11 protein-coding genes are annotated in these 13139 nt (G+C 64.5%); 7 read left to right on the forward strand and 4 right to left on the reverse strand.

Annotated elements, in window-relative coordinates:
- The first annotated feature begins 185 nt into the window (after positions 1–185).
- From QW861_RS05740 to QW861_RS05770, 7 genes are all read left to right on the forward strand, one after another.
- Complete coding sequence (locus QW861_RS05740; RefSeq protein ID WP_316192803.1) at positions 186–1406, forward strand: ABC transporter substrate-binding protein; 1221 nt, start codon at positions 186–188, stop codon at positions 1404–1406.
- A 119-nt stretch (positions 1407–1525) separates the two neighbouring features.
- Complete coding sequence (locus QW861_RS05745; protein ID WP_316192804.1) at positions 1526–2797, forward strand: serine hydrolase domain-containing protein; 1272 nt, start codon at positions 1526–1528, stop codon at positions 2795–2797.
- Between the two features lie 246 nt (positions 2798–3043).
- Entirely contained in the window at positions 3044–4276 is a 1233-nt protein-coding gene (locus QW861_RS05750; protein ID WP_315713538.1) for a branched-chain amino acid ABC transporter substrate-binding protein, read from the forward strand.
- 117 nt (positions 4277–4393) lie between these two features.
- Positions 4394–5341, forward strand: coding sequence for a branched-chain amino acid ABC transporter permease (locus QW861_RS05755; protein WP_315713537.1), 948 nt, complete (start codon positions 4394–4396; stop codon positions 5339–5341).
- Positions 5338–6630 carry a branched-chain amino acid ABC transporter permease gene (locus QW861_RS05760; RefSeq protein WP_316192805.1) on the forward strand — a complete coding sequence of 431 codons (1293 nt, stop codon included), beginning with the start codon at positions 5338–5340 and terminating at the stop codon, positions 6628–6630. Before QW861_RS05755 ends, QW861_RS05760 begins: the two co-directional genes overlap by 4 nt.
- The gene (locus tag QW861_RS05765; RefSeq protein WP_316192806.1) at positions 6627–7376 is read left to right on the forward strand and encodes an ABC transporter ATP-binding protein; all 750 of its coding nucleotides are present in this window, start codon (positions 6627–6629) and stop codon (positions 7374–7376) included. Before QW861_RS05760 ends, QW861_RS05765 begins: the two co-directional genes overlap by 4 nt.
- Positions 7376–8071, forward strand: a complete 696-nt coding sequence (locus tag QW861_RS05770) for an ABC transporter ATP-binding protein (RefSeq protein ID WP_315713534.1) — start codon at positions 7376–7378, stop codon at positions 8069–8071. Before QW861_RS05765 ends, QW861_RS05770 begins: the two co-directional genes overlap by 1 nt.
- A gap of 74 nt (positions 8072–8145) precedes the next feature.
- Here the strand turns inward: QW861_RS05770 and QW861_RS05775 are convergent, their stop codons facing one another.
- The 4 genes from QW861_RS05775 to QW861_RS05790 all read right to left on the reverse strand — a co-directional run bounded on the left by QW861_RS05775 (position 8146) and on the right by QW861_RS05790 (position 13086).
- Positions 8146–9201, reverse strand: coding sequence for a phosphatase PAP2 family protein (locus tag QW861_RS05775; RefSeq protein ID WP_316192807.1), 1056 nt, complete (start codon positions 9199–9201; stop codon positions 8146–8148).
- 389 nt (positions 9202–9590) lie between these two features.
- Positions 9591–10571, reverse strand: a complete 981-nt coding sequence (locus QW861_RS05780; RefSeq protein WP_316192808.1) for an ABC transporter permease — start codon at positions 10569–10571, stop codon at positions 9591–9593.
- Positions 10568–11548, reverse strand: coding sequence for an ABC transporter permease (locus QW861_RS05785; protein WP_315713531.1), 981 nt, complete (start codon positions 11546–11548; stop codon positions 10568–10570). Before QW861_RS05785 ends, QW861_RS05780 begins: the two co-directional genes overlap by 4 nt.
- Positions 11545–13086: a sugar ABC transporter ATP-binding protein gene (locus QW861_RS05790; protein WP_316192809.1), complete on the reverse strand. Its 1542-nt coding sequence runs from the start codon at positions 13084–13086 to the stop codon at positions 11545–11547. The genes QW861_RS05785 and QW861_RS05790 overlap by 4 nt, the downstream gene beginning before the upstream one ends.
- Positions 13087–13139: the final 53 nt, after the last annotated feature.

A 13139-nucleotide genomic window follows, 5' to 3' on the forward strand; every position in this document is an offset into this window, starting at 1 on the left:
CCAACATTTTCATTTAGCGCTAAATGAATGAACTTGACCGGCGGCCGGCCGGACGGTAGGTCTCGGAGACCTGATGGAGAACGGTCGACGATCGGGCGGCGGGCAACGCGCTGCCAGTCTCGTCGTGCGCGGACATCATCAAAGACAATCGGCTGGCCATGGATCAGCCGCTCACGGGAGGACACATGACACGGATCAAGTCGACGGGGGCTGCCCTGCTGATGCTCGGCGTGGCCCTTTCCGCCCCGGCGTTCGCGCAGAAGAAATACGACGTCGGCGCCACCGACACCGAGATCAAGATCGGCCAGACGAACCCGCTCAGCGGGCCGGCTTCCGCTTTCGGAGCCATCGGCAAGGCGGAAGCGGCCTATATCCGCATGATCAACGAGCAGGGCGGCGTCAACGGGCGCAAGATCAACCTCATCCAATATGACGACGCCTACAGCCCGCCGAAGACCGTCGAGCAGGTGCGCAAGCTGGTCGAAAGCGACGAGGTGCTGACCACGTTCCAGATCATCGGCACGCCGCCGAACGCTGCGGTCCAGAAATATCTGAACGGCAAGGGCGTTCCGCAGCTTCTGGCGGGAAGCGGAGCGTCCCGCTTCACCGATCCCAAGAACTTTCCGTGGACGATCTCCGCCAACCCGAACTACCAGTCGGAAGCGCACATCTACGCCAGATACATTCTGGAGAACCACCCGAACGCGAAGATCGGCATCCTGTATCAGAACGACGACCTCGGCAAAGACTACGTCAAGGGGCTGAAGGACGGGCTCGGCGCCAAGGCCGGCATGATCGTGAAAGAGATGTCCTACGAGCTGTCCGATCCGACGATCGATTCCCAGCTGGTGACGCTCAAGGCCTCAGGTGCCGATCTGTTCTACAACATGTCGACGCCGAAATTCGCGGCGCAATCGATCAGGAAGGCCGCCGAGCTTGGCTGGAAGCCCGTCCACATCCTGGAGGTCAACGCGACGGCGGTCGGTCAGGTGCTCGTGCCCGCAGGGCTCGAGAATGCCAAGGACATCATCTCGGTCGCCTACGGCAAGGATCCGCTCGATCCGCAATGGGCCGATGACGAGGGCATGAAGCGCTACAAGGCGTTCATGGCGAAATACGCGCCCAGCGAGGACGCCAACAGCGGCTTTGCGACCTATGGCTACTCGACGGCGGCCCTGCTCGTCCACATTCTCAGGCAATGCGGCGACGAGCTGACGCGCGCCAACATCATGAAGCAGGCGACCAGCATCAAGGGCTTCGTTCCCGATCTCGGGCTGCCGGGGATGTCGGTGACGACAACTCCCGATGACTACCGTATCAGCAAGCAATTCCAGATGATGAAATTCGACGGTCAGCGCTGGATCATATCGGGTCCGATTCTGACCGACGACGTCAAGGCGGACTAATCCTCTCATCGGCCATGGCCTGACCGAGCGCCGCTTGCGCGCCAGGATCCCCCGCTGTCTCTCCGTCACCCGCGCCGGCCGGCGCCGAAAACTGAACTCTGTCCGTCGGAGCGCCGCTCATGACCAGTGAAGCCGTCCGCCTTTGTCGGGGCTTCGATCCTGCGGCGCTTGCGGCGATCGGCCCGGCACTCGCCGAATTCGTCGATCGCGGCGAGCTCGCAGGCATCGTGTCTCTCACCTCGCGCGGCGGCGAGGTCGTTCACGCCGAGACGATCGGCTGGCGCGATGTCGAAACCAGGAGCCCGATGCGCCCGGATACGTTGTTCCGGATCGCGTCGATGACCAAGCCGATCACCTCGGTGGCGGCGATGATGTTGGTCGAGGAAGGCAGGATCGCCTTGGCCGACCCGATCTCCCGCTGGATTCCGGAGCTCGCCGATCTGCGGGTGCTGCGCGACGCCGCCGGCCCGCTCGACGAGACCGTGCCCGCCCGGCGCGCGATCACCATCGAGGATCTGCTCACGCACCGCTCGGGCATCGCCTACGCGTTCTTCTCGGAAGGCCCGTTGAAGGTCGCCTATGAGCGCACGCTCGGTGATCCCGCGATGAACCGGTCGACGCCCGACGAATGGCTCGCGGCGCTCGGCACGCTGCCGCTGGCGTATCAGCCCGGCGACTGCTTCCACTACGGTCATTCGACCGACGTGCTCGGCTTCCTGATCGGCCGGGTCGCAGGCAGGCCGCTTCGGCAGGTGCTACAGGAGCGCATCTTCGCGCCGCTCGGCATGGTCGACAGCGATTTCTGGTTGCCGCACGCCAAGCGAGATCGTTTGGCGTGCCTGTACGGACATGACGAGACGGCGGGGCGGCTCGCGAAGGTCGAGCCGGTCATGTATGACGAGCCGCCGGCCTATACGCCGGGCGGCGGCGGGCTGATCTCGTCCGCGCCCGATTATCATCGGTTCGCGCGCATGCTGCTCGGAGGCGGCGAGCTGGACGGCGTCAGGCTGTTGCGGCCCGAAACCGTCAACCTGATGCGCACCAACCGGCTGATCGACGCGCAGCGCCAGATTCCCTTCGCCGGCATGCCGCTGTGGCAGACCTGCGGATTTGGGCTCGGGCTTGCGATCGTCGAGGATGCCGCCGGCAATCCCTATGCCTGTGGCGCACCGGGCACGATCACCTGGCCGGGCATCTTCGGCACCTGGTGGCAGGCCGATCCCGTCAATGACCTGATCATGATCTATCTGATTCAGCATCACGTGCCGGTCTCGGCGGGAACAGGGGCCACGATTGCCACTGGGCGCGGTGCTGCCGGCCGCCGTGCTCTTCCTGTCTATCAGCGTGGAACCTACGCCGCGCTGTCCCAGCTTGCGGAACAAGCGACATGAACGGGGCAGCGCTTGTCACCCCCCGGGTGCCCGGCGGGGTCGTCCAATATGTGGACGCCAACATTCCGCCGAATGAAACGTCCGATCGGCGGCGGGCGGCCTGTCCTCCACATTGCCGGAGCTGCAACTGGCGTTCACGTCATGCCGAGCTTGTCATCCGGCCGTTATTCTGCTCAGTGCTTCTTCAAATTGCGCGATCATGCGTATCGATCGACTGAAGTCGACAGCCAGCGAGGAAACAAGACTATGCGCAAGTTAACTTTAGCCATTGCCCTGATCGTCCCTATGCTCGGTCATGCCGCGCAGGCCGAAGACACCGTCAAGATCGGCTATATCGATCCGCTGTCCGGCGGCGGCGCCAGCATCGGCGAGGGTGGCCTGAAGACGTTCCAATACCTGGCCGACGAGCTCAACGCCAAGGGCGGCATTCTCGGCCACAAGGTCGAGATCGTGCCGTTCGACAATAAGACCAATCCGCAAGAGAGCCTGATCCAGGCCCAGAAGGCGATCGACGCCGGCGTCCGCTACATCACGCAAGGCAACGGATCATCCGTCGGGCTCGCGCTGGAGGATTTCGTCAACAAGCACAACACGCGCAACCCCGGCAAGGAAGTGCTGTACTTCAACTATGCCGCCGTCGATCCGAGCATGACCAACGAGAAATGCAGCTACTGGCATTTCCGCTGGGACGCCAGCTCGGACATCAAGATGGAGGCGCTCACCAACTACATGAAGGACATCTCTTCCATCAAGAAGGTGTATCTGATCAATCAGGACTATTCGTTCGGCCAGTCGGTCCGCAGCGATGCGCGCAAGATGCTGGCGGCGAAGCGACCCGATGTCCAGATCGTCGGCGACGAGCTGCATCCGCTGCTGAAGATCACGGACTTCTCGCCCTACATTGCCAAGATCAAGGCGTCCGGTGCCGACAGCGTCATCACCGGCAATTGGGGCCAGGACATCGCGCTGCTGCTCAAGGCCGCCGCGGATGCCGGCCTGAAGGTCAACTGGTACACTTATTATGCGGGCGGCGCCGGCGGCCCGACCGCCATCAAGCAGACGGGCCTGGATCATCAGGTCTTCCAGCTGACGGAAGGCTTCGCCAATTCGGGCCATCAGGCTGCGATGGACTACGAGAAGGCGTTCCGCGCCAAGGTCAACATGTCGCTGTGGTATCCGCGGGCGGTCAACGAGATGCGCATGTTCAAGGCGGCGGCCGAGAAGGCCAACTCCATCGATCCGGTGAAGGTCGCGGCCGCGCTCGAGGACCTCAAGCTCGAGGTGCTGGATGGCGGCACCGGCTTCATGCGCAAGGATGATCACCAGTTCTTGCAGCCGATCTACGTCTCGTCCTTCGGCAAGCTCGCGGCGAACGAGACGTTCGACGAGGAGAACACCGGCTGGGGATGGCACCTGGTCTCCAGGGTCGATACGCCCCAGGCCATGGTGTCGACGACGTGCAAGATGGCGCGGCCGTAACGATCCGCGCCGGCTTCCCGCACGAGGTCAGCGTGCGGGAAGTGGCGCCGGCCGTGCGTCGGTCCGTCAGAGAATGAGCGGCAGGGCATTGAAGCCCGGGACATTCGCGAGTGCGCCGTGCTTGAACTCATCGTCATTTCGACCCTCAACGGCGTGCTGTTCGGCATGCTGCTGTTCCTGCTGTCGAGCGGGCTGACCGTCATCTTCAGCATGATGGGGGTGCTCAATTTTGCTCACGCCAGCTTCTACATGCTCGGCGCCTTCTTCGGCTTCCAGCTCACGAAATGGGTCGGCTTCTGGCCGGCCCTGCTGCTGGCGCCGCTCCTCGTCGGGGCCATCGGCATGGCTGTCGAGCGCTACGGTCTGCGCAACACGCACAAGCATGGCCACGTCGCAGAGCTGCTGCTGACCTTCGGCCTCGCATTCGCCATCGAGGAGATCGTCTCGATGATCTGGGGCAGGACCCCGCTCGACTATCGCGTGCCGGCGCTGCTGGACTTTCCCGCGTTCACGATCTTCTCGACCAACTATCCGGCCTACAAGCTGTTCATGCTGGCGGTGTCGGTGACGATCTTCGTGGCGCTGCTGATCGTGCTCAAGCGCACCAGGGTCGGCCTGATCGTTCAGGCGGCGCTGACCCACCCCCACATGGTGGGCCATCTCGGCCACAATGTCGGACGCGTGTTCATGGTGGTGTTCGGGGTCGGCAGCGCGCTCGCCGGTCTCGCCGGCGTCATCGCCGGTCCCGCTCTGGTGACGCAATCCGACATGGCCGCGGCGCTCGGGCCGATCCTGTTCGTGGTGATCGTGTTCGGCGGCCTGGGCTCGCTGCCGGGCGCCTTCATCGCTTCGCTGGTGATCGGCCTGGTGCAGACCTTCGCCGTCGCGCTGAACGGCTCGCTGGCGAGCGCCTTCGGCCCGCTCGATCCGTCCGCCGGGCCATCGGTGCTCACTGACATCTGGAACGTGACGATCGCGCAGGTCGCGCCGATCGTTCCCTACCTGCTGCTGGTGCTCGTCCTGATCGTGCGCCCCGTGGGCCTGATGGGGACTCGCGAATCATGACCGCAGCAGTGACCTCCGCGTCTCGTCTCGCGGCAAAGCCCGCCGGATCCCGTCTCCGCTTCTATGCCGTCTGGGTGATCGGCATGGCGGCGCTGATCGTGCTGCCGCTGCTCTTCAATTCGGGCGGATCGCTGACCTCGTTCAGCCTCATCGGGATCGCGATCGTCTTCGCGCTCTCCTACAACATCCTCCTCGGTCAGACCGGATTGCTGTCGTTCGGTCACGCGGTTCACTACGGCCTGGGCGGCTTCGCGGCCTGTCACATGATGAATGCGGTGGTGGCGCATGGCTGGCCGATTCCGCTGCCCTTCATTCCGCTGTTCGGCGGGCTGGGCGGCCTCGCCTTCGCGATCATCCTCGGCTGGGTCATGACCAAGCGCGCCGGCACGGTGTTTGCGATGATCTCGCTCGGCATCGGCGAGCTCGTGGCGTCGTCGTCGCTGATCCTGCGCTCGGTGTTCGGCGGCGAAGCCGGCATCACCACGGACCGCACCGCTCTGCCGCGCATGTTTGGCTGGACCTTCGGGCCGCAGCTGCAGGTCTATTACCTGATCGCGTTCTGGCTGGTGCTGTCGGCAGTCGCGATGTATGCGCTGACACGGACGCCCCTGGGGCGGATCAGCAATGCGGTGCGCGACAATCCCGAACGGGTCCAGTTCATCGGCTATGACCCGCACGTCGTCCGCTATCTCGCCTATTGTTTTGCCGGATTCTTCGCCGGCGTCGCGGGCGGCCTCGCGGCGATCAGCTTCGAGATCGCGAATTCCGCCTATCTCGGTGCAATCCAGTCGGGCCTGGTGCTGTTCGCGACCTTCATCGGCGGGACGGCCTACTTCTTCGGTCCGATCCTCGGCGCGATCCTGGTGACCTATCTCCAGCTCGGGCTGACGAGCCTCACCAGCGTATGGCAGCTCTATTTTGGCATCATCTTCATCGGCATCGTCATGTTCTCACCCGGTGGCATTGCCGGTCTGCTGATGATGCACCGGCCGCTGGTCCGTGCCGGAACGCTCGGAATGGTGATCCCGTCCTATCTCGTTGCCATCGTGCCGACCGCGGCGCTCGCCTACGGCGTCATCCTGACCATCGAGACGGTCGCGCGCTATTCGGGCGGTGACGCCATCAATCTGTTCGGCGTGGCCTTCAATCCGCAATCGCCGGCGACATGGGGCATCGCCGCGATTCTGGTGGTCGCCGGCTTCTTTGTCGCGCGGTCGACGTGGCAGCGGATCGCCGGAGCCTGGGACAGGGCCGCCACCGTGGCGCGTGATCGGGGGTATCTGGCATGACTGCAGCGATCGAAGTTCGCGCCGTCGAAAAGCGCTTCGGCAACGTCGGCGTCATCCGCGACCTCAATCTCAGCGTCACCAAGGGCGAGCGCCACGCCATCATCGGCCCGAACGGCGCCGGCAAGTCCACGACGTTCAACCTGATCAGCGGACACATCAGGCCGACCTCCGGCGAGGTGAGGCTGAACGGCACGCTCATCTCCGGCCTGCGGCCGTTCGAGATCAATCGGCGCGGCCTGTCGCGCTCGTTCCAGGTCACCAACGTATTCGCCCGCATGACCGTCTGGGAGAACGTCCGATGCGCCGTGCTGTGGGCGACCGGACATTGCTACGCGTTCTGGAAGAATGTCGACAGCCTGCCGGAGGTGCGCGAGCGGACCGCCCAGATCCTCGATGACATCCATCTCACGCATCGGCGTGACATTCCCGCGGGTTTGTTGACCTATGCCGAGCAGCGCGAGCTGGAGATCGGCGTCACCATCGCGAGCGGCGCGACGGTGGTCATGCTCGACGAGCCGACCGCCGGGATGAGCCACGCGGAGACCGAGCGCGCCGTCTCGTTGATCCGGCGGCTCACCGAGGGGCGGACGCTGGTGATCGTCGAGCACGACATGAGCGTGGTATTCGGTCTCGCCGATCGCATCTCGGTGCTGGTCTATGGCCACATCATCGCGTCGGGCACGCCGGAGGAGATCCGTCGCGACCCGAAGGTGAGGGAAGCCTATCTCGGCGAGGAGGCCCACTGATGCTCGAGGTCAGGAACCTCCACGCCTACTACGGCAAGAGCCATATTCTGCAGGGCGTCGACCTCGACGTCGCCGCCGGCGAAGTGGTGAGCCTGCTCGGCCGCAACGGCGTCGGCCGCTCGACCACCGTGAAGGCGATCATGGGCGAGGTCAGTCCGCAGGGGACGATCCGCTTCAAGGGCCGGGACATTGCCGGCTTGCCGAGCTACAAGATCGCGCGCCTTGGGCTCGGCTATGTGCCTGAACACCGTGACATCTTCCCGAGCCTCACCGTTCGGCAAAACCTCGTGCTCGGCATCAAGGACACGCGGCGGCCGGGGAAGTGGCGCCTTCAGGACATGCTCGACATGTTTCCCAATCTCGCCGCGCGCGCCGATACGCCTGCGGGTGTGCTGTCGGGCGGCGAGAAGCAGATGCTGACCACCTGCCGCACGCTGATGGGCGACCCCGACCTGATCATGATCGACGAGCCCACCGAAGGTCTGGCGCCGCTGATCGTGCAGCAGGTCGGCGATCTGATTGCCCGGATCGCAGCGGCGGGCGTCGCGATCCTGCTCGTCGAGCAGAAGCTCTCGATCGCGATGCGCATTTCGAAACGCGTCTATGTCATGGGCCACGGCCGCGTCGTGTTCGAAGGGACACCGGATCAGCTCAAGGCCAACACCGCGGTCCGGCAGGAGTGGCTCGAAGTATGAGAGGAGCCGCCGGCACGTTTTCGCCGATGCAGCTCTGGCGGATGTGCCACAGACACCCGCCTTGTCCAAATCCTTCAGGTCTGAGGCAATGGATGTCGCAGCATGCGGCGCGGAAACGTGGCGTGGCGTTCGCGTAGCCTCAGGGCAACAAGGCGCGCGATGCAGATCGACGCCGTCGCGATCGCGATGCCGGCGATCATGTCGACGAGGAAATGTCCGCCGCCGATTGGGGTCGAGAGCAGCATCGCGCCGTGGATCAGGACATTGAACGGTCGCAACCAGCGCAATGACCACAATGCCCAGCCGTCGAGGACCGCGGCTGCCGCGTGAAAGCTCGGGAAGGTCACGATCCCCGCGAGATGGCTGGTATCCAACAGGCGCAGCGTCCCATCGCGAACCAGGGGCACCTCGCGCGCCGTGTCGAAATAGGCTTGGGGAATGAGGTTTGCGTAGGCCGACGGTGGTAGCTCCAGAGCGTGGTACACGCCGAGTGCAGGAACAAACAAGGTGATGATGCAGGTCAGCGCCAGCGTCAGGCTGATCGCGAGGTTGAACTCCGCGAACCGGCGATAGTGGCCCAGCAAGGGAAGGGCCACGACGATGATGCAGATCGTCCAGGAAATGGATCGATAGCCGAACGCGAGGCTCAGGACGGCCCAGGGGCGGTCATTGACGAACGACAAGTAGTCGCGAAAGTCGAAGCCAAGGGCGCGATCGAGGGCGAGCAGGTTGGCGTCCTGAAGCGGCAGGTTGGCGGCCGTCGCAATGTAGGACAGTGATGCCAGCACGGTGGATGCCAGTGTGGTCTGGGCCATTCCCGTCAGGAATGAGAACATCCAGGGTTTGGCACGCCGCGCCGACCGTGCGTTGGCGTAGCCGATGACACCATAGATGGCCGATGTCGATAGCACGATGATGTAGCCGACGGGTTCGATGCGAAAATCCGTGAAGATCAGGCACAGTCCGAACAGCACCCAAAGAGCTGTCATGACAGCCCAGTTGAACCGGAACACGGCCCAGGCCGTCGCGGCATCCTCGCTGTCATGCGCCCGTTGCAAGACGCTCTTTGTCCGGGGGAGCCAGCGGCGGCTGAGATCAGGCAATAGACCACCGGCTGCGGTGTCCGACATTGTCGTCCGCTCTCACATTTCAAATGGATTTCGATTTGTTTCCCGTCGGTGTCTTGTTACGGCCGGTCGGGCCAATAAATCAACCTCGGCGGGTAAAATACGCAAATACCGTGCAACGATGCTTAATCAAGCGTAGCCTGGAACCCTGTTTCGGTTGTGCCGGACAGGAAAGCACATTCGGCGATGAGGCCGCCTTTGCGCCCATAGAAAGCGGGTGAATCGGTGAGAAGAGACCGAGAGCGAATCCGAGGCAGCTTTGGTTTGAAGGGCTTCGCCAGTCGTTGCGGGCGAGCTACTTGTGGTGGTGCTGTGGGGTCAGCGGCCGATCGCTCGCGGGCTTGCGCGAGAGGTGGTCGCCGTCAGCAAAGTCCGTCGCGACGTCGCATGCATCACAGCTTCTGGCGGCCGTAGATCAGGAGCATCAGGATGATCACCGCGCCGTAGATCAGTTGGCGACCGGCCTCGCTGATCTGCATCACCGACAGAATGGATTGCAGCAGGGTGATCAGCACGACGCCGGCGACGGTGCCGAGATAGCTGCCGCGGCCGCCGAGGATGTGCGTGCCGCCGAGCACGACGGCCGCGATCGAGGGCAGCAGATAAGCGTCGCCCATCGACTGCGCCGCCTTCGAGGCGTAGCCCGCGAGCAGAACGCCGCCGCAGGCGGAGAGGGCGCCGGACAGCGCGAACGCCAGCATGGTGATGCGGCGTGTATCGATCCCTGAGAGATAGGCCGCGCGCTCGCGATTGCCGATGGCATAGATGGCGCGGCCAAACGTGGTCCGCGACAGCAGCCAGATCGCGGCGCCGCCGATGATCGCCCACACCAGCACCGCGTTGGGAAGGCCGGGCACGATATTGCCGGTGGCGAGATAGCGCATCGCCTTGGAGGCGGAATCCTGCGGCGCGAAGCCTCCGGTGTAGGCGACCATCAGCCCTTGCGCGACCGCGTTGGTCGCCAGGGTGATGATCATCGAGGGAATGCGCAGATAGGCGACGCCGATGCCGTTCAGGAGACCGATGGCGGCTCCGCAGAGAATGCCGCAGGGAATCGCGATGATGGCGCCGGTCGTGCCATGGGCGGCCGCCGCGCAGGCCATCATCGCGCCCGTCGTGACAACCCAGGGCACCGAGAGATCGATCTGGCCGAGCAGGATCACCAGCATCATGCCGGTGGCGATCACGCCCAGGAAGCTCGCGACCTTCAACTGCTGCAGCAGATAATCCGGCGACAGGAAGCTGCGCGAATAGAGGCTGCCCACCAGCAGCAGCAGCAGGATGCAGCCGAACGAGGCCGCCACCGCCGGATCGATCCGACGCAGCATGGCGATCCCGCGATGAGCCGGTCGTGGTGCCGTTGCGTCGCTCATCCGAACCACTCCAGCCGATTGCGCACCCGCACCAGACCGAACGCGCCGATCGAGACCGCGAGCATCAGCACGAGACCCTGGAACAGCGGCTGCCACAGCGGATCGAAATCGAACACGAACAGCAGATCGCCGATGGTGCGGAACGCGAGCGCGCCGAAGATCGCCCCGATCGCGCTGCCGCGTCCGCCCATCAGCGATACGCCGCCGAGCACCACGGCCGCGATCGAGAACAGCGTGTAGGCATTGCCACTCGCATAGGCGGCTTCGCCCGTGTAGGAGAAGAACGTCAGGAACAGGCCGCCGATCGCCGACAATAGGCCAGCCAAGGTGTAGGCGACAAACTTGGCCGCGCGGATCGGCGCGCCGGACATGTAGGCTGCGACCTCGGAGGAGCCGGTCGCGAACGCGGCGCGGCCGATGACCGAGCGGCTATAGGGTACCCAGATCAGCAGCGCCGCCGCAGCCAGTGCCACGAGGCTCGTGGGCAGCACGCCGAACAATCTTCCCGTCAAGGCATCCGCCAGCGTCTCGTTGACGGATCCGCCGGGATTGGGCCGCAGGAACAGCGCGATGCCGTAGTACATCGCCCCGGTGGCGATCGTCGTCACGATCGGCTGCAGGCGCCCGAAGATCACGATCGCGCCGTTGATCATGCCGCAGACGATGCCGGTGCCGAGCACGCCGGCCACGCCGAGCGCGGTCTCGGTGGCGGTGCCGACCACGATCCAGGATGCAAGGCAGTTGGTCAGGGTCAGGATCATGCCGACGGACAGATCGATGCCGGCGGTGATCACCACGATCGCCTGCGCCATCGCGACAAAGGCCAGCAGCGTCGCCTTGTTGGCCGCGGTCTGCACCATGTTGGCGCTGAAGCCGGCCGGATGATTGGTCGCATAGAGCAGGAACATCGCGACGAAGATCCCGATCGCGAGCAGGGTGCCGCGCTGTTCGGAGAGCCAGTACCGCCACTCGGTCATGCCAGACTCGCTTCCGCTCGCTCGCCTTCGTCGACATTGAGCGCACTGCCGACCAGCGCGCGCTCGGTAATCTCGGCGCCCGTGAGCTCGCGCCTGATCGCGCCATCGTACATCACCAGCACGCGGTCGCAGCAGCCGATCAGCTCGTCATAGTCGGTCGAATAGAGCAGGATCGCGGCGCCCTCGTCGGCAAGTCGGCGCAGCAGCCGGTAGATCTCCTGCTTGGTGCCGACATCGATGCCGCGCGTCGGATCATTGAGCAGGATGATGCGCGGCTTGTTCATCAGCCATTTCGCGATCACGACCTTCTGCTGGTTGCCGCCGGAGAGCGCGCTGACGGCGAGATCGGGGGAGGCGGTCTTGATCTCGATCAGGCGGATCATCTCCTCGATCAGCATCGATTGCCGCTGCCGGTCGATGATGCCGAATGTCGCGAACCGGTCGAAGGCGGCGGCCGAGAGATTGTCGCGCACCGACATCGGCAGCATCAGTCCTTCGGTCTTGCGGTCCTCCGGAATGAGCGCGAGGCCGATGCGCTCCGACTTGGCGGTGACGGGGCTGTCGATCGTCACCTTGTTGCCGTCGATCAGAATGTCGCCGCGACAGTCGCGCAGCACGCCGAACAGCGCCAGCAGCAGCTCGCGCTGGCCCTGGCCGTCGAGCCCGCCGAGACCGATGATCTCGCCGGCCTGCAGCGAGAACGAGATGTCCTTCAGCCGGTCGCCCCAACTGATGCTCCTGCATTGCAGCGCGGGCGGCCGCCCATCGGTCTTGCGCGGCGGCTTTTCCGGGAAGGCATGCTTGTACTCGCGGCCGATCATCAGCTCGATCACTTCGGCATCCGTCTTGGTGCCGGCCGGGAAGGTCGAGATGCGGCGGCCGTTGCGGAACACGCTGCAATCGTCGGCGAGCTCCGCGATCTCGTGCATGCGATGGGAGATGTAGAGCAGCGCCAGCCCCTCGCTGCGCAGGCGCTTCAGCACCTTGAACACCTTGGTCACGTCGGAAGCGGTCAGCGCCGAGGTTGCCTCGTCGAGGATCAGGATCTTCGGCTGCCGCGACAGCGCTTTCGCGATCTCGACCATCTGGCGGCGCGACAGCGGCAGGTCCTTCACCAGCGCGCGCGGATGAATGTCGCTGGCGCCGGCGCGGTGCAGCGCCTCCTCGGCAAGTCGGCGCTGGGCGCGCCGGTCGATCATGCCGAACCGCGTCGGCGGATGCGAGATCATGATGTTGTCGGCGACCGACAGGTCGGGGATCAGCGACAGCTCCTGGAAGATGCAGACGACGCCGGCATCGTTCGCGGCGGAGGGACCGCTGAAGGCGACCGCGCGTCCTTCAAGCGTCATCCGGCCTTCGTCCGGCGCGACCACGCCGACCATCAGCTTGATCAGCGTCGACTTGCCGGCGCCGTTCTCGCCGAGAATGGCGTGGATGCGGCCGGGATGGACCTCCAGGTCCGCACCGTCGAGAGCGATCACGCCGCCGTAGCGCTTGGACAGTCCTTCGGCGCGAAACAGCGGCTCGGCCGCGATCATGCTTGCTCCCTCAGTCGTTTGGTCAATAGGGACGGGCTGGCCGCGAGAGAACT

Origin of the sequence: Bradyrhizobium sp. SZCCHNRI1029, assembly GCF_032487555.1 — a bacterium.
GTDB lineage: Bacteria > Pseudomonadota > Alphaproteobacteria > Rhizobiales > Xanthobacteraceae > Bradyrhizobium.